We start from the raw sequence: 20,601 nt of genomic DNA, 5'->3' as shown, positions 1-20,601 counted from the left end.
GTCAGCCCAGGAGGGTGCCGCCGCTGGCGTCGACGAAGGAGCCGGTGATCCAGCGGGCGTCGTCGGACACCAGGAAGGCGACGACGTCGGCGACGTCCCGCGGTTCGCCGACCCGGTTGAAGGCGGACAGCGCGGCCATCGCCTCGACCGCCTCGGGGACGTCGAACAGCGGGTTGCCGTTGCGGGTGATGCCCGGGGCGACGCTGTTCACCGTGATGCGGCGCGGGCCGAGCGCCTTCGCGTAGTGCAGCGCGAGCTGCTCCACGGCGCCCTTGCTCATCGCGTAGGCGATCTCGTCGGGGTTGGCGAACCGGGTCAGTCCGGAGGAGACGTTCACGATCCGGCCGCCGTCGGGCATGTTGGCGAGCGCCCGCTGGATGATGAAGAACGGCGCCCTGGCGTTCACGGCGACGATCCGGTCGAACTGCTCCGGCGTGGTGTCCTCGGGCTTGACGCCGCCCATCACCCCGGCGTTGTTGACCAGGATGTCCAGTTCGGTGGAGCCGGTGCGCTCCTTCAGCCCCTCCTCCAGGGCGAGGAACAGCTCGTGCACGTCGCCGGGGGCGCCGAGTTCGGCCCGCACGGCGAACGCCCGTCCGCCGTCCCGCTCGATGCCGTCGACGACTTCGGCGGCCGCGTCCTCGTTGGTGCCGTAGTGCACGACGACGAGTGCGCCGTCGCGGGCCAGCCGCTCGGCGGTGGCCCGTCCCATGCCCCGGCTGGCGCCCGTGACGAGCGCCGTGCGTCCGGTCAGACTGCCCATGTTCTCTCTCCTGCCGTGAGGTTGTGCGCCTTGGTGTCGTGCGGCGGGGTGGCGTGCGGGGCGCCGGCGCCCGTCGGTGTGCCCGTCGCGGTGGGGGGCCGTTCCGGCCTCCTCGTCGGGGGCGAACCAGTGGGCGAGCGCCGTCCGCAGGCCGTCCGGTGCGTCGCCCGTCCAGGCGATGTGGCCGTCGGGGCGGACGAGGACGGCGGCGGCGTCCCGCAGCGGGCCGTCCCCGGCCGGCGGGACGGTCACGGTGTCGACGGCACCCGCGAAGGGGCGTGCGGCGCGCACGAGGGCCTCGCGCGGCTCCCCGTCGCCCCTCGCCACGAGGAGCACCCCGCGGGCCCGGCGCAGGGCCTCCCGCGTGCCGCCGTGGTCGCCGGGCGGCGGGCCGGGCAGCCGCGCGCCCACCGGGGCCGGGTCCTCGTCCGCGCCGTAGCGGACGTCGAGACCGCTGATCAGTCCGGCCAGGTGGGTCCGGACCGGTTCGTACGGGATCAGTTCGCCGATCACCGAGCGCAGCGCCTCCACCTCGGGGCCGCCGAGCAGCAGGCGGGCCTGCGCGCGGATGGTGGACAGCACGCGCCGTCCGACCGCGTGCCGCTCTTGGTGGTACGTGTCCAGGAGGCCTTCGGGGGCCCGGCCGGACACGGTGGCCGCGAGTTTCCAGCCCAGGTTGACCGCGTCCTGGAGGCCCAGGTTGAGTGCCTGGCCGCCGATCGGCATCTGCTGGTGGGCGGCGTCGCCGGCCAGCAGGATCCGCCCCCGGCGGTAGTGCTCGGCCTGCCGGGAGGCGTCCCCGAAGGAGTTCACCCACAGCGGGGTGCCGCCACCGACGTCCTCGCCGGTGACGTCCCGCCAGGCCGCCACGACGTCCTCGAAGTCCGGTTCCCCGGCGCCGCGCGGCGGGGAACCGAAGCGGTGGACCATCACGCGGGTGACGCCGTCGCCGCGCCGGGCCGCGATCGCCAGCCCCTTCGGCAGCCGCTGGAAGCGCCGGTCGGGGATCTCGATGCCGTCGACGTCGGCGCGCAGCAGCTCCCGTTCGGCGTCGGCGCCCGGGAAGCCGATTCCGGCCAGCCGGCGTACGGCCGACCGCTCGCCGTCGCAGCCCACGGCGTAGCGGGCGGTGAACGTGGTGCGCCGGCCCGCGTGCTCGGCCACCACCCGTACCCGGTGGGCGTCCTGCTCGACGGAGACGACGCGGTGGCCGCGCAGCACGCGCGCCCCGAGGCGTTCCGCCCGGGCGCCGAGGATCGCCTCGGTGCGCACCTGCGGGACCTTCCACTGCCCGGGGTGGGAGCTGGGCAGCGTCAGGTCCAGGGGGAGGCCGCCGAAGTGGCCCCGCGGCTCGCACGGCGGGAGCGGGTCCGCGAAGCCGCCGGGGGCGTCCAGCAGACCGCGCTGCCCAAGGATCTCCATCGTCCGCGCGTGCAGCGTGGACGCGCGGGACTCGGTGGTCGGGGTGTCCAGCCGTTCCAGCACGGTCACCTCGGCGCCGCCGAGCCGCAGTTCGCCGGCGAGCATCAGCCCGACGGGGCCCGCCCCGACCACGACGACCTGCGGGGCGGCTGTGCCTGTGTCGGCTGTGTCGGCCGTGTCGGCACCGGACACGGGTCAGCGCCTCGCCTCGGCGTGGTCCCGGGCATGGCCCAGCGTGGCCCGGCTGTTGGTGCTCAGCGCGGTGCGCACGTACTCGCGGGCCTCGGCGACCCCCGCCTCGGGTCCCAGGATCCGCTCGATGTTCTCGGGGCGCAGCACGACGGTGTGCTGCGAGGACGCGGTGGCGCCGGTGTCCGTGTCGCGGAAGGTCCAGTAGCCGGTGTGCAGGCTCATCAGGGCCGGCAGCGTGGTCTGCTTGTAGGCGATCTTCCGGCCCTCCAGGCACACCCGGTAGGACCGGGTGGTGTGGGTGGAGCCGTCCTTGGCCCGGGTGTCCATCTCCAGGGTCTGCAGGCCGGGGGTGTCCTCGGTGAGGCGCACGGTCGCCACGTGCGGCAGCCGCTCGGCCCACCGGCCGGCCTCGTTGACGAAGTCGTAGGCGTCCTTGGCGGAGCCCTCGATGGCGACGGTGTCCTCGAAGGAGAAGGTCAGTTCCTCGGAGGCGGTGGCGAGTTCGACGTTGGTCTTCAGCGCCGCCAGCTCCGTGCGGGAGTTGCGGTCGACGGCCTCCTCGATCCAGGCCAGGCCGGCGGGGTCGTCGTCGACGGCCGTGTAGTCGTGGAGCAGCCGGACGCGCGCGGTGTGCTCGCCGGCCGGCTCGACGATCCAGGTGCCGCCCATGGTGGCGACCGGGGGCGTGGAGACCTGCTGCCGGAAGGTGATCCGCAGGTTTCCGGGGTCCAGGACCCGGCGCGAGGTCCAGTTCTTGGCCTCGCCGTTGGCGGTGGCCCAGATCCTGATCAGTTCCTCGTCGCCGGAGCGCTCCAGGTGGTCGACGTAGATGGTCGGCGGGAAGACGCGTGGCCAGTTCGCCACGTCGGCGATGAGTCGGTAGACGTCGCCGGCCGGGGCCGAGACCGTGATCTCGTGCTCGACTTCCCGTGGCTCGGATGCGGGCATGGGGGATCTCCTCGTCGGGGTGGGCGGTGGTGGCCGGGTCAGAAGTTGCCGAGGCCGCCGCAGACGTTCAGGGCCTGTGCGGTGATGGACGCGGCGGTGTCGGAGGCGAGGTAGCCGACGAGGCCGGCCACCTCCTCGGGCGTGGAGTAGCGCCCGAGCGGGATCTTGGCCTGGAACTTGTCGAGGATGGCGTCCTCGGTGGTGTCGTAGGCGGCGGCGTATCCGGCGCGCACGCGCTGCGCCATCGGCGTCTCCACGTAGCCGGGGCAGACGGCGTTGACGGTGATGCCGGTGGGGGCGAGTTCGTTGCCGAGGGCCTTGGTGAAACCGACCACGCCGTGCTTGGAGGCGGAGTAGGGGGCGCCGAGGACCACGCCCTGCTTGCCCGCGGTGGAGGCGATGTTGATGATCCGGCCGCGGTCCTTGCCGCGCATGCCGCCGGTGGTCAGCACGGCGCGGGTCAGCCGGAAGACGCTGTTCAGGTTGGTCTCGACGACGTCGTACCAGAGTTCGTCCTCGATGTCGGCGGTGACGCCGCCGCCGGACCGGCCCGCGTTGTTGACCAGGACGTCCACGGTGCCGTAGCGGTCCACGGCGGACTGGACGAAGGTCTCGATGGACAGCGCGGAGCGGACGTCCAGGACGGAGCCGTCGACGTCGAGGCCCTCGGCGCGCAGTTCCTTCACGGTGGTGCCGACGTTCTCGGGATCGCGGGAGCCGATGAAGACCCGGTGTCCCTGTTCGGCCAGCAGCCGCGCGGCGGCGCGGCCGATGCCGCTGGTGGCCCCGGAGACGAGGGCGACCCGCTGATGCTTGTCGGACATGACTGGTACTCCCTTGTGGGTGCTGGGTGGACGGCGCGTCCGGTGCCGCCGCGGCCGGGCCGGGACAGGCCCTGGGGTGACCCGGCCGCGGCGGGCGGTGGGGGGCCCGGGACAGGCGGGTCAGGCGGCGGCGGGCAGGCCGGCGAGCTGGGTGTTGACCAGGCCCAGCAGGGCCCGGGGCGTCTTCGCCTCGGTCACCACGGAGTCGTCGAGCGTGATGCCGTACTCCCGCTCTATGCGGCCGCAGGTCTCGAGGATGGCCAGGGACTCGTAGCTGAGCTCCTCGAAGTCGGTGTCGAGGATGTCGCCGTCGAGATCCACGCTCTCGTCGGCGCCTGCCGCCTCCAGCAGGACGCGCCGGAGGTCGTCGAGGGTGAAGGACTGCGTGGGCATGGGTGGGGTCCTCTCTGTCGGTGCCCCGCGTCCCGGGCGGGCCCCGGGACGCGGACGGACGAACGCCCGCCGCCCGGTCCGGCGTGGGGGACACGGATGACGGACCGGGAGGCGGGCGCGTTGGGGGGAGCACGGGAAGACCGGCCCCGCCGGAGCCGGGGCGTGCGCCGGCCGGGCGGAGGGGAGGGGGGAGGCCGGGTGGCGTCCGGCGGCGGCCGGCCGTGCTCGTGGGGCGGGAGGTCAGGGGGTGCGGACGACCAGGGCCGAGTTGAAGCCGCCCTCGCCCCGGGCGAGGACCAGGGCGGTGCGGAGGTCGGCGGGGCGCGCCTCGGTGACCAGGTCGAGGTCGTAGGAGGTGTCCGGTTCGACGTGGGTGGTGGCGGGGACGAGGCCGTCCCGGGCGGCGAGCAGGGCGGTCGCCACGTCCAGCGGGGCGGCACCCGAGTAGAGGCGTCCGGTCATCGTCTTGGGCGCGGTGACCGGCACGCCGTGCGGCCCGAAGACCGCGTTGAGCGCGTCCGCCTCCGCCCGGTCCAGCTCCGGCACCGCGGCCGCGTCCGCGAAGACGACGTCGACGTCGCCCGCGTCCACGCCCGCGTCCGCGAGGGCGAGTTCGATCGCCTTGCGCAGGCCCGGCGGCCGGCCGCTGCCGGGGGCGGGGTCGAACGTGGCCCCGTAGCCCGCGATCTCGCCGTACACCCGGGCGCCGCGCTCGGCGGCCGACCGCTCCGACTCCAGGACGAGCAGCGCGCCGCCCTCGGCGGGCACGTGTCCGCTCGCCGCCGCGTCGAAGGGCAGATAGGCCCGCTCGGGCTCCTGCTCGGTGGTCAGCCGGCCGCCGGCCAGCTGCGCCACCCAGCCCCACGGGCAGATCGAGGCGTCGATCGACCCGGACATGATCAGCCGGGTGCCCTTGCGGATCTGCCGCCGCGCGTGCGCCAGCGCGTCCAGCCCGCCGGCCTGGTCGGAGACGACGACGCCGCTCGGGCCCTTCATGCCGTTGCGGATGGAGATCTGGCCGCTGTTGACGGCGTAGAACCAGGCGAAGGACTGGTAGGCGGAGACGTACTGGCTGCCCCGGCTCCACAGGTTGCGCAGCTCGCCCTGGCCGAACTCGAAGCCGCCGGAGCAGCTCGCGGTGACCACGCCCATGTCGTAGGCGGGCAGGTCGGCGGGCACGGTGCCGGCGTCGGCCAGCGCCCAGTCGGCCGCCACGAGGGCGAGCCGGGTCATCCGGTCGGTCTGCGCCAGCAGCCGGTTGGGCAGGTGGTCGGCCGCGTTGAAGCCGGGCACCTCGCCGGCCAGCCGCGCCGGGTACGAGGAGGGGTCGAAGCGGGTGATGCGGCCGATGCCGCTCTTCCCGGCCCGGGTGGCCGCCCAGTAGTCGGCCGTGCCCAGGCCGTTGGGCGCGGCGATGCCGAGCCCCGTCACCACGGTCCGTGCGGTGGCCGTGCTCATGCGGCGCTCCTCTCCGGTCGGGCGAGCACCATCGCGCTCTGGAAGCCGCCGAACCCGCTGCCGACGGTCAGCACCGCGTCGGTGCGGTGCTCGCGCGCCGTCAGCGGTACGTAGTCGAGGTCGCACTCGGGGTCGGGGGTGTGCAGGTTGGCCGTCGGCGGCACCACGCCGTGCTCCATGGCGAGGACCGAGGCGGCGATCTCGATCGAGCCGATCGCGCCGAGCGAGTGTCCGACCATGGACTTGATGGAGGACACCGGCGTCCGGTAGGCGTGGTCGCCCAGGCTCTTCTTGAAGGCGGCGGTCTCGTGGCGGTCGTTCTGCTTGGTGCCCGAGCCGTGCGCGTTGATGTAGTCGACGTCCTCGGGGTTGAGCCGGGCCTCGTCCAGCGCGACCGTGATGGCCTCGGCCATCTCGGCGCCGTCCGGGCGCAGTCCCGTCATGTGGAAGGCGTTGCAGCGCGAGGCGTAGCCGGCGATCTCGGCGTAGATGTGCGCGCCGCGCCGCCGGGCGGCCTCCAGTTCCTCCAGCACGAACACCGCGGAGCCCTCGCCGAGCACGAAACCGTTGCGGGTGCCGTCGAAGGGCCGCGAGGCGTGTTCCGGGTCGTCGTTGCGGGGCGTGGTGGCCTTGATGGCGTCGAAGCAGGCCAGGGTGATCGGTGAGATGGGCGCGTCGGTGGCCCCGGCCACCACGGCGCACGCCGAACCCTCGCGGATCAGCTCCACCGCGTGCCCGACGGAGTCGAGCCCGGAGGTGCAGCCGGTGGAGACGACCGTGGCCGGGCCCTCGGCGCCCGCCGCCCACGCCACCTCGGCGGCCAGGGAGCTGGGCACGAGGTAGTTGTACAGGTGCGGCACCGCGTAGCGGTGGTCCACGAGGTCGAGCCGGCCGCCGTCGCTGACGACGCGGTACTCCTGGTCCAGGCCCATGGTGGCGCCGACCGCGCTGCCGATGGTGACCCCGACCCGGTACGGGTCGGCGCCCAAGAGGTCGAGTCCGCTGTCGGCGAGCGCCTCGCGGGCGGTGACCACCGCCAGTTGGGCCGCCCGGTCCATCCGGCGGATCTCCTGGGGACTCAGCCCGTGTTCCTCGGGGTCGAAGTCGATCTCGGCGGCGACCCGGGACCGGAAGGCGGAGGGGTCGAAGAAGGTGATCCCCCGGGTGGCGGTGCGGCCCTCGCTGAGCAGGCTCCAGAAGTTCTTCCGGCCCACCCCGCCGGGCGCGGTGACGCCGACGCCGGTGATGACCACTCGTCTGGCGCTCACGCCCGGCCCTCCCAGTCGTAGAAGCGGGTGGCGAGGGCGTCGGCGGGCGAGCGCCAGGTCGCGGGGTCGTACGCCTGGATGAACGGCTTGAGGTCCTCGCTGATCCGCACGAACCTGTCGTCGGTCTTGGCCTGCTCGATCAGCTCGCCGCCGTTGTCGCCGTCGAAGTCCTGAAGGTGGAAGTAGAGGCCGCGGTAGGCGAAGAGCTGGCGGCGCCGGGTGCCCATCAGGTGGGGCATCTCGGTGCCGTCGAACTCACCGAAGAGCCGGGCGACCTCGGTGCTGCTGCCCGGGTCCATCCGGGCGACGATCAACGTGCTGTGCATGGTCTCTCCTCTGGGCGGGTGGGGCGGGTGCGGGCGGGCGGGTCAGCGGGCCGGTCCGAACCAGCGCTCCAGGGCCATGGGCAGGTCGGCGTGGCTGCCGGGGGCCGCCCAGGCCACGTAGCCGTCGGGGCGGACCAGTACGGAGGTGGTGCGGGCCAGGGCGCTGTCCTCGGGCAGTACGGGGGCGGCGGTGACGACGTCGATCCGGTCCAGCCAGGGCCGGGCCCGCTCGCGCAGCCGGCCGTTGTCGGCGAGGTCCAGCAGCACACCGCGTCCGGCCCGCAGCGCCTCGGTGCTGCGGGACAGCAGCTTGTGGCCGCTCAGTTCCACATCGGGCAGGCGGCGGCCGAGCAGCGGGTGGGAGCCGCCGTCGAGGTCGTAGTGGATCTCCAGGCCGGAGACCATCGCCGCGAAGTGCCGGGCGACCTCGGGGTAGCGGATCAGTTCGGTCAGTACGTCGCGCAGCGGCTGCACCTCGGGTCCGGACAGGAACAGCAGTCCCTGGGCCCGGGTGTTCATCAGCAGCCGTTCCCCGACCGGGTGGCGTTCGGCGTGGTAGCTGTCGAGCAGCGACTCGGGGGCCCGGCCGCGCACCACGGCGCCGAGCTTCCAGCCGAGGTTCACCGAGTCCTGGATGCTGGTGTTCATGCCCTGGCCGCCGGCCGGGAGGTGGATGTGGGCGGAGTCGCCGGCCAGGAAGACCCGGCCGCGCCGGTACTGGGAGACCTGCCGCGTGCCGTCGCCGAAGGCCGACAGCCACACCGGTTCGGCGTGCGAGATGTCGTCGCCGGTCAGCCGCTGCCAGGCCGCGGAGACCTTGTCCCAGGACGGGGGCTGCTCGCGCCGCTTGGGCGGGGTGCCGCGCTCGCACACGATCAGCCGGGTGATCCCGCCGGGCAGCGGGCCGACCATGACCATGCCGCCTTCCAGGGTCTCGCCGATCATCCGCGGTTGCAGGTCCACGCCCTTGACGTCGGCGAGGTACATCTCGAGGGTCGAGGGCGTGCCGGGGAAGTCGAAGCCGGCCTTCTTGCGGATCACCGAGCGGCCGCCGTCGCAGCCGACCAGGTACTCGCAGCGCAGCCGCTGGACCCCGTCGGGGCCGCTCACCTCGACCTCGACGCAGTCCTCCTTCTCGGTGACGGACCGCACCTCGTGGCGGCGCCGCAGGTCGGCGCCGAGCCGGGTGCACCACTCCTCCAGGACGGTCTCGGTGACCGACTGCGGGACGCTCTTGGCCGCCTGGTGGGCGCCGTCCAGCACGCTGAAGTCCACCGGCAGGCCCCCGAAGTGGCCCACGTTGCTGACCTCGACGTCCCCGAAGCGGGACAGCAGGCCCCGCTGGTCGAAGACCTCCATGGTGCGTGCGGTGAAGCCGAGGCCCCGTGACTCTCCGGTGCGGGCGGCGAGTTTCTCCAGTACGACGACGTCGACGCCCGCGAGCCGCAGCTCGCCCGCGAGCATCATGCCGGCCGGCCCGGCGCCCACGACGATGACTTGTGCGTCCATGACACTCCTCGGGAACTCCCGCCGGGCGGGCGGGGCAGGGAACGGGTGTGGGGCGGATCAGCGGGACAGGCGCCCGATGGCCTGGTTCGCCAGGTGCGCGGCCGCCGCGTGCCGGGGATCGGGTGAGAACGCCTCGTGGCGCACCGCGACCTCGGCGAGCTTGATGGTGTGCTCGTCGCCGATCTCCACGGCCCTGGCGAAGACCTCCGCCAGGGCGGGCGGGCCGGCCGGTGCCGGGGCGGCGATGCCGGGCGCCGCGCGGAACCAGTCGAGCATCGTGCGGCTGACGGCCCGCGCGGTCAGATAGGACGGGCGGCGCTGCGCGGGCGGCAGGTGGTCGACCACCAGGCGCACCGCGGCGGGCCCGGTGACGGCGTGGATCAGGGGGATCGGGTGGCGCTGGGAGACGGTGGCGTAGATCCCGGCGTACTCGGCGACGAGCGCGTCCAGGGCCCGCGCGACCTCGTCGCGGCCTCCGTCCCCGTCGCGGCCTCCGTCCCCGTCGTGCCCGGCGTGCGGGGCGGGTCCGGGTCCCGGCACGTCGTCGGGGTCGGCGACGATGCCGTGGGTCGAATGGCGTGCGGCCCAGTAGCCCAGGCCCTGGGCCAGTTCGCCCAGCTGGAACCGGTTGTCGCCGGGGGCGGCGGCCACGGCCCGGACCGCGTGCGCGGTACGGATCACCCCGTGGGTGAGCACCGCGGACATGCCGGGCAGCAGCCGGGGCCACCAGCGGGCCAGCACTTGGGGCCACGGGCCCAGCGCCAACTCCCTCTCGAACAGCGCCGTCCAGTCGGCCACCCGGGAGAAGTCACCGAGCGCGGCCCGCCAGTCGGCGGGGTCGTCGGGGTCGATGGGCCAGCGGCGCTCGGGCACGTCGTGATAGGAGCGGCTGCGCAGGTTCCGCTCGACCCACGCCGGCACCTCGTCGGCGTACCCCATGTGAGCCAGGGCCTCGGCGGCCATCGGCGCGTGGTTGACGAAGCTTCTGCCGTGCTCGAAACCGACCGGACGCAGACGCTCCAGCGCCTCGCTCACGGCTTCGGAGTAGCTGAGTGCTGCCACGGCCGTCAGTCCTTGATTTCGCAGATGGCGGCGCCGGAGGTGAGGGAGGCGCCGACTTCGGCGGTGAGGCCCTTGATGGTGCCGGAGCGGTGGGCGTTGAGGGGTTGTTCCATCTTCATCGCTTCCAGGACGACGACGAGGTCGCCTTCCTGGACTTCCTGGCCTTCCTCGACGGCGATCTTGACGATCGTGCCCTGCATGGGGGAGGCGAGGGTGTCGCCGGAGGCGGCGGGGCCGGACTTCTTGGCCGCGCGGCGTTTGGGGCGGGCTCCGGCGGCCAGGCCGGTGCGGGCCAGGGACATGCCCAGGCTGGAGGGGAGGGAGACTTCCAGGCGCTTGCCGCCGACCTCGACGACGACGGTCTCACGGCCCGACTCCTCGTCCGTCTCGGTGTCGGCGGGGGTGGTGAAGGGTTTGATGTCGTTGGCGAACTCCGTCTCGATCCACCGGGTGTGGATGGTGAAGGGGTCGGTGGAGCCGGTGAGTTCGGGGGCGAAAGCGGGGTCGCGGACGACGGTGCGGTGGAAGGGGAGGGCGGTGGCCATGCCCTCGACGGTGAACTCGTCCAGGGCGCGGGCCGCGCGTTGGAGTGCTTCGGCGCGGGTGCGGCCGGTGACGATCAGTTTGGCGAGCAGGGAGTCCCAGGCCGGGCCGATGACGGAGCCGGATTCGACGCCGGCGTCCAGGCGGACGCCGGGGCCGGTGGGGGCGTCGAAGAGGGTGACGGTGCCGGGGGCGGGCAGGAAGCCGCGGCCGGGGTCCTCGCCGTTGATGCGGAACTCGAAGGAGTGGCCGCGCAGGGCGGGGTCGTCGTAGCCGAGTTCCTCGCCGTCGGCGATGCGGAACATCTCGCGGACCAGGTCGATGCCGGCGACTTCCTCGGTGACCGGGTGCTCGACCTGGAGGCGGGTGTTGACCTCCAGGAAGGAGATCGTGCCGTCCATGCCGACGAGGAACTCCACGGTGCCCGCGCCGACGTAACCGGCTTCCTTCAGGATCGCCTTGGAGGACGCGTACAGCTCCTGCGTCTGGGTGTCGGAGAGGAAGGGCGCCGGGGCCTCCTCCACCAGCTTCTGGTGGCGCCGCTGGAGCGAGCAGTCGCGGGTGGAGACGACGACCACGTTGCCGTGGGTGTCGGCCAGGCACTGGGTCTCCACGTGGCGGGGCTTGTCGAGGTAGCGCTCGACGAAGCACTCGCCGCGCCCGAAGGCGGCCACCGCCTCGCGGACGGCGGAATCGTACAGCTCGGGGACCTCCTCCAGGGTGCGGGCGACTTTCAGGCCGCGGCCGCCGCCGCCGAAGGCGGCCTTGATCGCGATCGGCAGGCCGTGCTCCTTGGCGAAGGCGACGACCTCGTCCGCGCCGGAGACCGGGTCGGGGGTCCCGGCGACCAGGGGGGCGCCGGCCCGCTGGGCGATGTGGCGGGCGGCGACCTTGTCGCCCAGGTCGCGGATGGCGTGCGGGGGCGGGCCGATCCAGGTCAGACCGGCGTCCAGGACCGCCTGCGCGAACTCCGCGTTCTCCGAGAGGAATCCGTAGCCGGGGTGAATCGCGTCCGCGCCCGACTCGCGCGCGGCTTTGAGGACCTTCTCGATGTCCAGATAGCTGGTCGCGGGGGTGTCACCACCCAGGGCGAACGCCTCATCAGCGGCACGGACGTGCAACGCGTCCCGGTCCGGATCCGCGTAGACGGCCACGCTCGCGATCCCGGCGTCCCGGCAGGCCCGGGCCACGCGGACAGCGATTTCGCCACGATTGGCGATGAGCACCCTCCGCATGTCAGGACGCCTGCCGGGTCGTCGTCGGCGCGTCCGGGGCCGCGTGGTGGAACCGGCCGGCGCCGGTCTGCAGCGGCCCCAGCGAACCGTCGAAGAAGACCAGCGGTTCGCGGCCCTGCTCCGGCGCTCCGAGGTCCACCACCTCGCCGACGACGATGTCGTGGTCACCGGCCGTGTGGACGTCGACCGTCGTGCAGGTCAGATGGGCCAGCGCCTCGCTCAGCACGGGCAGTCCGTCCGCGCTGAAGTGGTGCGGGACCCCGGCGAGCATGTCCGGCCGCCGCTCGGCGAAGTGCCGGGCCAGCGACTGCTGGCGGCCGGAGAGGAAGTTGACGGTGAACCCGCCGCTCCCGGTCAGCAGGGTGTGCAGCCGGGACCGCCGGTGCAGACAGAACAGGACGAGCGGGGGCTCCAGGGAGACCGAGGTGAAGGAGTTGACGGTCGTGCCGTCCGCCTCGCCCTCCGATCCGGTGGTGATCACGGTGACGCCGGTCGTGAACAGGCCGCACACACGGCGCAGGCCCAGGGGATCGACGGGCCGGCGCTGCTCGGGGGCGCGGGTCAGCGACCGCGCTGCTGCGGACATGGGCATCCCTTCCTGGCTCATGGGTCTTGGCTTTTGCCTTTTGCCTTTTGCCTTTTGCCTTTTGCCTTTTGGCTCTTGGCTCTTGGCTCTTGGCGGTGTCTGAGGGGGCTGCGCGGGTCAGAGGAGCTTGCGGACCTTGGAGCCGGCCTTGAGGATGCCGAGCAGGAACTCCCGGCCGACGCTGTTCATCTCGGCCGGCGCCTGCGCGGAGGCCCAGTACAGGAAGCGCGCCATCGTCACCGTCGAGGGGTAGATGAAGCGGCGGCTCTCGTCCTTCCAGCCGAAGACCGGGTTGACGACCGGGGACTCGTCGATCAGCTTGAAGACGATGTCGGCGGCCTCGTCACCGGTCAGCGCACCCGCCTCGTACTTCTCGCAGGTCTCCGCGGTGGCCTCCAGCAGCTGCTTGAAGGAGTCGCTCTGCGGCCACCACAGGCCCGGGTGGGGGACGTTCTCCAGCTCGTCGAAGTGCTCCTTGCGGCCGTCGCGCAGATGCTTGAGGCGGGCCCGGGTCAGCCGCATGGTGCCGGGGGTGATGAAGGAACCCCAGATCCGGAAGACCGCGTTCCACAGCCGGAAGTGGGAGAAGGAGATGAACGAGCTGTTCACCAGCTCGTCGTTGTACTGGAGCAGCCCCTGCTCCAGGCGCTCGACGTACTCGAAGCGCTCGGCCGAGAAGTCGCCGTCCTTCAGGGCGGTCACCAGACGCGAGGTCAGCGCGTCCACCACTTCCAGCGTGTTCGACAGCCCCCGGGAGAACAGCGGGTCGAGGAAGCCGGCCGCGTGCGACATCAGGCACCAGCGGTCGCCGACGGTCTGTTTCGAGGAATACTGCAGCCGGTCGGTGGACACCCATTCCCGCACTCGGGTGGCACCGTCGAATTGCCGCTTGACTGCCGGGTATTTGTCCAGGAAGAGCTGGAATTCCTGCTCCGGGGACAGGTCCTTGGGTTTCGGATAGGTGCGCTCGTCGATGGTCAGCGCGACGCTGCACAGCGGATTCCGGGACTTCTCGTGATTGTCGAACGGAATGATCCAGAACCAGCCGCGGTCGATCAGATGGTGCATGGTGCCGGTGTGCCAGTCGGCCGGCGGGCGGAGTGCCGCGGGGTGCCCGCTGACGTCGTCGAACCGCTTGATGCCGACGTAGTGGGTGAACATCGACCGGGAGTGGTGCTTGAAGCGGGCCGGCTGTTCCCGCAGGTCGAGCTTGTCGGCGAGCGGTGAGCGGAACCCGGAGGCGTCCACCAGGTACTTCGCCCGGTACAGCTCGGGCTGGGCGCCGGGGGCGGCGCTCTTGCCGAGGACCGTCACGCCGTCGTCGTCGAAGTCGACCTCGCTCGCCCGCCAGTTCTGGCGGGGGGTGCAGCCGTACTTGATCGCCACGTGGAACATGAAGGCGTCGCTGTCCTGGCGGAACATGTGGCTGTTCTGGTGGAAGATCTTCGGCAGCGCCAGCTGCGTCGCCTGCCGGGGGTCGGGTTCCTTGCCGACCTCGTGCTTCATGAACCCGAAGTGCGCCTTGGTGCCGAAGGTCGGGGCGATGTCCCGGGCGGAGGCCTGGACGCTGGCCAGGCTCTTCAGCTCGGGTATCCCGTGCCGTTCGGAGAGGATGTGGATCCACTCGACGAGCTGCGGGGTCATGGATTCGCCGATGGCGAAGCGAGGGTGCGCGGCCGCGTCGACCAGCAGGACTCTCGCGCCGTGCCGGGCCAGGATCGTCCCCGTCACGGAGCCGGCCAGTCCCGAGCCCAGGACGATGACGTCGAAGGTCATCTCCTCGGGGACGCCGGCCGGTTCGGGTATGCCTTCGGTCCGTGTCGCGACCATGAGCTGTCTCCTTCGTCGGGGCGGTGCACAGCGGGATTTGGTGGTGGGCGCGGCGGTGTGACCGCATGAAAAAAGGCCCTTCACTCCGTTTGGAATGAAGAGCCTTGTTACGGCTTCTGGAAGATTCTGGAAAGGGCATGCGAGAACCGCTGGATTAAGCGTGACAGCCTTTGCCCGGTGGGTCAACCCCCGGCCGGAACGGAAGGCGCGGAAATATCGGAGAAGGCGCTTCCGGAATGGGTGGGGGAAAGGAGTTTCAGCAGCAGGGTGCGCAATTCCTCCGGGCCGCCGGAACCGAGCAGGTCCGTCACGTCCGCCGCCAGGCCGGCCACGGCCCGCGCCACGGTGTCCAGCTTCTCCCGGCCGGTGTCGGTCACTTCGAGGGCGTAGCGGCGCCGGTCGTGCGGGTCGCGGCCCCGGCGTACGAGCTGCTGCTTGACCAGTTCGTCCACGAGCTGGGAGACGGCGGGCCCGGTGATCGCCAGCAGTTCCGCGAGCCGCTGCTGGGCGCAGGGCCCGGAGGTCGCCAGGGCGGACAGCGGGCCGTAGTGGCGCACCCGCAGACCGGTGCCGGCCAGCTTCTCGTCGCCGAGCCGGCGCAGCCGGTGGTGGGCCTGGGCCACCAGGTACTCGGTGCCCTGGACCAGGGACTGCGCGGACTCGGGCAGCAGACGGGCGAGGAGGGTGTCGAGCCGGGCGGTCTCGTCGGGGGTGAGTACGGAGGTGAGCAGGGCGTCCCGCTCGGCCACCGCACGCCGCCGGACGTCCAGTGCCCGGCGGCCCTCGTCCGTCAGGGAGAGCACGTACTGGCGACGGTTGTCCGGGTTGCGGGTGCGCCGGACCTCACCGCGCTCCTCAAGGCGGTCGATGACCGACACCATGATGGTGCGGTTGATGCCGAGCCGCTCGGCCAGGTCGAGCTGGGACTCCCAGTCGCGGCCGGTCAGCGCGTCCAGGACCAGGAAGTCGCGGGAGTCCGCGTCGCCGCCGGTGCCGGTCGAGGAGAACTGGGCGTGGACCCGGCGCAGGAGGTAGCCGATGAAGTCGGTGAGTGCCTCCGGGAGCACCCCGGGGACTTCCGCGGTCTCCTCGGTCCGTGTGACGGGGCCTCGCCCGGCGTCGCGTTCATACCGCAAGAACAGCACCTCCTGCCCGAGTATACGGGCGCGTCCGGGAGCATCCGGAGGCGTGTGCCGCCCCGCGGTCCTGTGGTCGGGGGGCTCCGGCGGCCCCGCCCCGGGGGACAAGGCGGGGCCGCCGGAGGGTCACAGCGCGACCGGGGGGTGCTGCATGTCGCGCTGCGGCTGGGGGGCGGTCGCGGGGGCGGTCACCAGGGCGACGATCAGGGCCAGCAGGTACAGGCCGCCTCCGAGCAGGAAGCCGTAGGAGTACCCGGTGGTCAGCGCGTCGGGCACGCTGCCCGGCAGCTCGTTCTCGGTGACCACGGTGGCGGCGGCGGCCAGCCCGGCCAGGCCGATGGCTCCACCGATCTGCTGGGCGGTGTTGACCAGGCCGGACGCGGCCCCGGTGGCCTGCGGCTCGACGCCTCGGACGCTGATGACGGTGACGGTCACGAAGACCATGCCGAGCCCGAGGCCGACGATCAGCTGGGCGGGCAGCAGCGCCACCATCGGGTTCTGGCCGGGGGCCAGGAAGCTGAACCAGACCATGCCCGCGATGCCGACGACCAGACCCACGGAGATGACGGCACGCTCGGAGAGCCGGGCCAGGAGCTGCGGGCCCAGACCGCCGGCCGCGATGCCCATGCCGAGTGCGAAGGGCAGGTACGCGAGGCCGGTGACCATCGGCTCGTAGCCCTTGACCACCTGCATGTAGAGGGTGAGGAAGTAGAAGGTGGCGAGCATGCCGGCGCCGACCAGGAACATGATCAGGTTGGCTCCGACCCGGCTGCGGTCGGCGAGCAGACCCCGGGGGATCATGGGCGCCCGGCTGCCGCGCTGGATGGCGACGAAGGCGACCAGCAGGACGAGGGCGGCGGCCAGCCCGATCAGGGTGAGGCCGTCACCGAGGCCTTCCTCACCTGCCCGGGTGATGCCGAAGACGAGGGCGCCGAAGCCGAAGGTGGCGGCGAACGCGCCGGGCACGTCGACCTTGCCGCGCTCACGGTCGCCCTCGACGAGGACGCCGGTGCCCAGCAGCACGGCCAGGGCGATCGGGATGTTGATGAACATCACCCAGCGCCAGCTCAGGAACTCGGTGAGCACACCGCCGAGCAGCAGGCCGACGACCGAGCCGAGTCCGCCCATGGCGCCGTACACCCCGAGCGCCTTGTTGCGGGCGGGGCCGGCTTCGAAGGTGGTGGCCAGCAGCGACAGGGCCGTGGGGGCGGCGATGGCCGCGCCGGCGCCCTGGATCACCCGGGCCAGGATGAGCAGTTCCCCGTTCTGGGCCACGCCGCCGAGCAGGGAGGCGGCGGTGAACAGGACCAGACCGATGCGGAAGACCCGGCGGCGGCCGAAGAGGTCGCCGGCGCGGCCGCCGGCCAGCAGCAGGCCGCCGAACGCCAGCGCGTAGGCGGTGACGACCCATCCGAGGCCGGACTCGCTGAGGCCGAGGGCGCTCTGCATGCTCGGCAGGGCGACGGCGACGATGGTGTTGTCGAGGACCAGCATCAGCTGAGCTGCGGCGATGACCAGCAGCGCGAGGCCGGGCCTGCCGCCCTGCCGCGGCGGCGCCGCGGCCTTGGGGACGGCCTGGGTGCGGTCTTGCAGCGACATGAGTTCTCTCCGATGTCTCTGATGTCCCTGGCGGGAAGGGGATGGGCGTCTGTGGCGGAAGGGGATGGGCGTCCGTGGCGGGAAGAGGATGGGTGCGGCGGTCCCGGGGGCGGGCGGCGGCCGCGGTTCAGCGCAGGGCGGCGTCTGCCTTCGGGGTCCAGATGTCCAGGTCCTCGTAGGCGGCGCGCCACTCGGTGGCGTAGGCCTGGCGCAGTGGTTCGGGCATCTTGCCGAGGACGGTGGCGACCTTGGCGGCGTCGATGTCGTCCAGCAGCCAGGGCAGGTAGCGGGTGGAGTCGTCGCCGATGCGGGTGCGCTGCTCGGCGCTGAAGGCGGTCCACTCCTCCTGGCTCAGAGTGAGGTCCATCAGGGCGAGGGCGTCCCGCTCCTCGTGGTCGAGGTGGCCGCCGAGCTGCGTGACGAGGGTGTCGGTCAGGCCCCCCAGGCGCTGCAGCCCGGACTCCCGGTCGGCGAGGGCCGTGTCGATGTCGGCGAGCAGGGGTTCGATCACCGCGTGCTCGGCCTCCATGGCCTCCAGCAGGGCCAGCTCGTCCGGGCGGCCGGCCAGGGCGCGCTCCATCGGGGGCCACACGGTGACGTCCTCCGAGACGTGGTGCGCGGTCAGGAACTTCTTGAACAGCTCCCAGCCGACGGCGGTGCTCAGTACGTGCCGGGGGTCCTCGTCGACCCGGGCGGTGATCCGGGCGATGCGCTCCAGCTCGCGCCGCAGGGCGTCGTGGATCGCGAACATCATCGTCATGTCGAGGTTCTTGAAGTCCTGGTTCATGGCTCTCTCCCTCATCGCCTCACTGCTCCGTGCGGTACTGCGACGGTATCGTCAACTTGCTTATCTATCAAGACTCCAACTAGCAATTCACCAACCATCAGTGGTGCAAGGACTTGACGGGGATGGCGAAAGGGCAGGTCAGCGCCGCTCGGCAGGTTGCAGCACGGGGTTCTCCGCATCGGCGGCTTCAGGTGCCCCGGGACCGTCCGGGCCGTCCGGGGCGTCCGGGGCGTCCGGGGCGTCCGCCGTCCGGCGGATCAGGCTCAGCGCCGGTGTGGTCATCGCCGTGGTCACCAGGGCCATGAGCACCAGCACGGTGAACAGGTCGGGGCCGACGATCCCGAGGCCGAGACCGATGTCCAGCACCACCAGCTCGGTCAGCCCCCGGCAGTTCATCAGCGCGCCGAGGGACATCGCATCGCGCCACCCGTTGCCGGTCAGCCGGGCCGCGAGCGCGGCCCCGCCCCACTTCCCCAGCCCCGCCACGGCGAGTACGGCACCGGCCCACCACCACAGCGCCGAACCGCCGCCCAGCAGCGACACGTCGGTCCGCAGCCCGGTGCTCACGAAGAAGAGCGGCAGCAGTACCGGCACCGCGAAGGCACGCAGTCGTATCGCCGCCGTCGCGGTCCGCCGGCTGCCGCGCGGGGCGATCACACCGAACAGGAAGGCGCCGAACAGCGCGTGCACACCGATCAGATCGGTGACGTACCCGGACAGGCACAGGCCGCTGAACAGCACGACCAGCACCACGGCGTCGGAGTGACCGCGTTCGGCCCGCGCGGTCCACCGGGTCAGCAGCGGCCGGACGACGTAGAACAGGACGCAGGCGAAGGCCGTCGCGTAGAGCGCGGTCGTGACGGCGTCGAAGGGCGAACCGCTGTTCGCGATCGCCACGACGGCGGCCAGCAGGCACCATGCGCTCACGTCGCCGACGGCCGCGCTGGCCATGGCGAGCGCGCCCACCCGGCTGCGGTACAGCCCGCGATCGGTGAGGATGCGGGCCAGGACCGGGAACGCGGTGATGCTGAGCGCGACCCCGATGAACAGGACGAACGAGAGCCGGTCGGTGCCGTCCGGGGCGAGCGGGCCGTACATGCCGAGCGCCAGCAGGGCACCCAGCACGAGCGGCACGGCGGTGCCCGCCTGGGAGACGGCGAGGGCGGTTCTGCGGTCCCCGCGCAGCGCGCCGAGGTCGAGTTCCAGCCCGACGAGGAACATGAAGACGAGCAGCCCGACATTGCCGAGCATGTCGATGTACGGGATCACGGACGGGCCGAACAGCCAGGCCTGGCCCTCGGGCCACAGCGCGCCCAGCAGGGAGGGGCCGAGCAGGATGCCGGCGAGGATCTCCCCGACCACCGGTGGCTGACCGGCCCGGCGCAGGAACTGGGCGGCCGCCCGGCTGACGAGGATCACCGCCGGAACGGCGATGAGGAGGTCGGAGAGAGGGACGGGAACAGCGGCCATCACGTCTCCTGAGACGGGGAGGGGCGGGGCGGTGCGGGCCCCAGGGTGGGCGTCGCGGCGGTCGCCGGAGGGGTCAGGAGCCGTAGGGGCGGGCCGCCTTGGCCGCGCGCAGGGCGTCGGCCCACCACATCAGCTGGTCGAGCATGAGCTTGGCGGCCGCCTCGCACCGCTCGGGCTCGGCGGGAAACCGTCCCTCGGCGTCGAAGTGGTCGAGCACGCGGGGGAAGGTGACGACGTCCTTCATCCCCACGCAGTGGAACTCGGCGAAGATCTGCCGCAGATGCTCGATCGCGCGCACTCCGCCCGCCGCGCCGAGCCCGTAGCCGACGAAGCCGACCGGCTTGGCCCGCCACTCGGCCTGGAAGCTGTCGACCAGCGTCTTCAGCGGCCCGGGAATACTGCGGTTGTACTCCGGCACGACCACCGCATAGGCCTCGGCGCCCGCGAGCCGGGGACGCAGTGCCGCGGCCACGGGGTCGTCCGCGGCCAGGTCGGACGGCAGCGGATGGTGGGCCACGTCCACGACGTCCAGGACGAGGTCCCCGCGCCGCCGGGCGACCCCGGCGAACCAGCCCGCCACGTCCGGGGCGAGCCGTCCTTCGCGGGCCGAGCCGACGAGGAGCGCGACCCGGACCGGCGCGGGCGTCACCGGCCCGCCGGCAGCGGCGCGGGCACCGGCGTCAGGGCGAGGAACTCGGTGGCCTCGACCCGGGACAGGATGCGGCGGGTCACCGCCGGCATGCGCGTGCTGCCGTCGTCGGTGAAGACCACGGGGTCGGTGACCCGGATGCGGCGCCCCCGGGTGGTGATCTCGCAACCGCCCGCCGCCAGCACGTTCTTGACCCAGTCGGAGCCGGGCCCGTACGGCAGCGTGATGACGATGTCCGTGCCGCGCCGGAACAGTTTGACCGGCGTGGCGAACTCCCGTCCGGACTTGCGGCCCCGGTGATGGACCTTCCCGAAGCCCGGCAGGCGGCTGAACAGGGGGCCGACGAACCGGTTGGCGAACCGCCGGTTGAACCGGGCGACTTTTCTGTCGATGGGCATGACGTCCTCCTTGCGCGTCCTTGCGCGTCCTTGCGCGTCCGTGTGCTGTTTCGTTGTGTGTCTTCTGCGGCGGTGCCGGCCCCCCGCGCGGCCCCCCCCGGGGGCGGCCCCGCCCCGCCCCCCGGCCCGGCCCGCGGACACCCCCGGGCGGGCCGCCCGGGGGGGGGGGGCCGCCCCGGGGGCCCCGCCCACCCGCCCCC

At 72.6% G+C, this 20,601-nt stretch carries 18 protein-coding genes; all 18 read right to left on the bottom strand.

The features are described from left to right. Nucleotide 1: 1 nt before the first annotated feature. A complete protein-coding gene (locus ACFV9J_RS39335; protein ID WP_385362891.1) occupies nt 2–2,290 on the bottom strand; it encodes an SDR family oxidoreductase in 2,289 nt (762 codons plus the stop codon). A gap of 90 nt (nt 2,291–2,380) precedes the next feature. After that, on the bottom strand, nt 2,381–3,325 hold the full coding sequence (locus ACFV9J_RS39330; RefSeq protein WP_385362864.1) for an aromatase/cyclase: 945 nt from the start codon (nt 3,323–3,325) through the stop codon (nt 2,381–2,383). A 38-nt stretch (nt 3,326–3,363) separates the two neighbouring features. Further along, complete coding sequence (gene fabG / locus ACFV9J_RS39325) at nt 3,364–4,149, bottom strand: 3-oxoacyl-ACP reductase FabG (protein WP_385362862.1); 786 nt, start codon at nt 4,147–4,149, stop codon at nt 3,364–3,366. A gap of 120 nt (nt 4,150–4,269) precedes the next feature. Then, a complete protein-coding gene (locus ACFV9J_RS39320; RefSeq protein ID WP_385362860.1) occupies nt 4,270–4,542 on the bottom strand; it encodes an acyl carrier protein in 273 nt (90 codons plus the stop codon). A gap of 240 nt (nt 4,543–4,782) precedes the next feature. After that, nucleotides 4,783–6,000: a ketosynthase chain-length factor gene (locus ACFV9J_RS39315; protein WP_385362858.1), complete on the bottom strand. Its 1,218-nt coding sequence runs from the start codon at nt 5,998–6,000 to the stop codon at nt 4,783–4,785. Further along, entirely contained in the window at nt 5,997–7,268 is a 1,272-nt protein-coding gene (locus tag ACFV9J_RS39310) for a beta-ketoacyl-[acyl-carrier-protein] synthase family protein (RefSeq protein ID WP_385362856.1), read from the bottom strand. The genes ACFV9J_RS39315 and ACFV9J_RS39310 overlap by 4 nt, the downstream gene beginning before the upstream one ends. After that, complete coding sequence (locus tag ACFV9J_RS39305; protein ID WP_061443596.1) at nt 7,265–7,594, bottom strand: TcmI family type II polyketide cyclase; 330 nt, start codon at nt 7,592–7,594, stop codon at nt 7,265–7,267. The genes ACFV9J_RS39310 and ACFV9J_RS39305 overlap by 4 nt, the downstream gene beginning before the upstream one ends. A gap of 42 nt (nt 7,595–7,636) precedes the next feature. Then, nucleotides 7,637–9,103 (bottom strand): FAD-dependent monooxygenase, encoded by a 1,467-nt coding sequence (locus tag ACFV9J_RS39300; RefSeq protein WP_385362854.1) that lies wholly within the window; start codon nt 9,101–9,103, stop codon nt 7,637–7,639. 57 nt (nt 9,104–9,160) lie between these two features. Next, nucleotides 9,161–10,165 carry a hypothetical protein gene (locus tag ACFV9J_RS39295; protein ID WP_385362852.1) on the bottom strand — a complete coding sequence of 335 codons (1,005 nt, stop codon included), beginning with the start codon at nt 10,163–10,165 and terminating at the stop codon, nt 9,161–9,163. Nucleotides 10,166–10,170: 5 nt separating this feature from the next. Then, nucleotides 10,171–11,943, bottom strand: coding sequence for an acetyl/propionyl/methylcrotonyl-CoA carboxylase subunit alpha (locus ACFV9J_RS39290; protein ID WP_385362850.1), 1,773 nt, complete (start codon nt 11,941–11,943; stop codon nt 10,171–10,173). Nucleotide 11,944: 1 nt separating this feature from the next. Continuing rightward, nucleotides 11,945–12,529, bottom strand: coding sequence for a flavin reductase family protein (locus ACFV9J_RS39285; RefSeq protein ID WP_385362848.1), 585 nt, complete (start codon nt 12,527–12,529; stop codon nt 11,945–11,947). Nucleotides 12,530–12,646: 117 nt separating this feature from the next. Continuing rightward, the gene (locus ACFV9J_RS39280) at nt 12,647–14,359 is read right to left on the bottom strand and encodes an NAD(P)/FAD-dependent oxidoreductase (protein WP_385362846.1); all 1,713 of its coding nucleotides are present in this window, start codon (nt 14,357–14,359) and stop codon (nt 12,647–12,649) included. Between the two features lie 182 nt (nt 14,360–14,541). After that, a complete protein-coding gene (locus ACFV9J_RS39275; RefSeq protein ID WP_385362844.1) occupies nt 14,542–15,495 on the bottom strand; it encodes a MarR family winged helix-turn-helix transcriptional regulator in 954 nt (317 codons plus the stop codon). A 129-nt stretch (nt 15,496–15,624) separates the two neighbouring features. Next, a complete protein-coding gene (locus tag ACFV9J_RS39270; protein ID WP_385362842.1) occupies nt 15,625–17,097 on the bottom strand; it encodes an MFS transporter in 1,473 nt (490 codons plus the stop codon). 127 nt (nt 17,098–17,224) lie between these two features. Then, nucleotides 17,225–17,884: a hemerythrin domain-containing protein gene (locus ACFV9J_RS39265; RefSeq protein ID WP_115743041.1), complete on the bottom strand. Its 660-nt coding sequence runs from the start codon at nt 17,882–17,884 to the stop codon at nt 17,225–17,227. A gap of 138 nt (nt 17,885–18,022) precedes the next feature. Beyond that, the gene (locus ACFV9J_RS39260; protein ID WP_385362839.1) at nt 18,023–19,354 is read right to left on the bottom strand and encodes a cation:proton antiporter; all 1,332 of its coding nucleotides are present in this window, start codon (nt 19,352–19,354) and stop codon (nt 18,023–18,025) included. Nucleotides 19,355–19,427: 73 nt separating this feature from the next. Next, on the bottom strand, nt 19,428–20,003 hold the full coding sequence (locus tag ACFV9J_RS39255) for an NADPH-dependent FMN reductase (RefSeq protein WP_385362837.1): 576 nt from the start codon (nt 20,001–20,003) through the stop codon (nt 19,428–19,430). Continuing rightward, a complete protein-coding gene (locus tag ACFV9J_RS39250) occupies nt 20,000–20,401 on the bottom strand; it encodes a nitroreductase family deazaflavin-dependent oxidoreductase (RefSeq protein ID WP_115743038.1) in 402 nt (133 codons plus the stop codon). Before ACFV9J_RS39250 ends, ACFV9J_RS39255 begins: the two co-directional genes overlap by 4 nt. Nucleotides 20,402–20,601 lie beyond the last annotated feature (200 nt).

It is taken from the genome of Streptomyces sp. NPDC059906, from assembly GCF_042730645.1.
In the GTDB taxonomy this organism is placed as follows: Bacteria; Actinomycetota; Actinomycetes; order Streptomycetales; family Streptomycetaceae; genus Streptomyces; species Streptomyces rubrogriseus.
Note: the sequence above shows the minus strand (reverse complement) of the source record. Positions and strands in the feature narration are given on the sequence as shown.

Coding starts and splice junctions, on each gene's coding strand:
- ACFV9J_RS39335 (WP_385362891.1), bottom strand. CDS start 2,290: ATGCTCGCCGGCGAACTGCGGCTCGGCGGCGCCGAGGTGACCGTGCTG.
- ACFV9J_RS39330 (WP_385362864.1), bottom strand. CDS start 3,325: ATGCCCGCATCCGAGCCACGGGAAGTCGAGCACGAGATCACGGTCTCG.
- fabG (WP_385362862.1), bottom strand. CDS start 4,149: ATGTCCGACAAGCATCAGCGGGTCGCCCTCGTCTCCGGGGCCACCAGC.
- ACFV9J_RS39320 (WP_385362860.1), bottom strand. CDS start 4,542: ATGCCCACGCAGTCCTTCACCCTCGACGACCTCCGGCGCGTCCTGCTG.
- ACFV9J_RS39315 (WP_385362858.1), bottom strand. CDS start 6,000: ATGAGCACGGCCACCGCACGGACCGTGGTGACGGGGCTCGGCATCGCC.
- ACFV9J_RS39305 (WP_061443596.1), bottom strand. CDS start 7,594: ATGCACAGCACGTTGATCGTCGCCCGGATGGACCCGGGCAGCAGCACC.
- ACFV9J_RS39300 (WP_385362854.1), bottom strand. CDS start 9,103: ATGGACGCACAAGTCATCGTCGTGGGCGCCGGGCCGGCCGGCATGATG.
- ACFV9J_RS39290 (WP_385362850.1), bottom strand. CDS start 11,943: ATGCGGAGGGTGCTCATCGCCAATCGTGGCGAAATCGCTGTCCGCGTG.
- ACFV9J_RS39285 (WP_385362848.1), bottom strand. CDS start 12,529: ATGTCCGCAGCAGCGCGGTCGCTGACCCGCGCCCCCGAGCAGCGCCGG.
- ACFV9J_RS39280 (WP_385362846.1), bottom strand. CDS start 14,359: ATGGTCGCGACACGGACCGAAGGCATACCCGAACCGGCCGGCGTCCCC.
- ACFV9J_RS39270 (WP_385362842.1), bottom strand. CDS start 17,097: ATGTCGCTGCAAGACCGCACCCAGGCCGTCCCCAAGGCCGCGGCGCCG.
- ACFV9J_RS39265 (WP_115743041.1), bottom strand. CDS start 17,884: ATGAACCAGGACTTCAAGAACCTCGACATGACGATGATGTTCGCGATC.
- ACFV9J_RS39260 (WP_385362839.1), bottom strand. CDS start 19,354: ATGGCCGCTGTTCCCGTCCCTCTCTCCGACCTCCTCATCGCCGTTCCG.
- ACFV9J_RS39250 (WP_115743038.1), bottom strand. CDS start 20,401: ATGCCCATCGACAGAAAAGTCGCCCGGTTCAACCGGCGGTTCGCCAAC.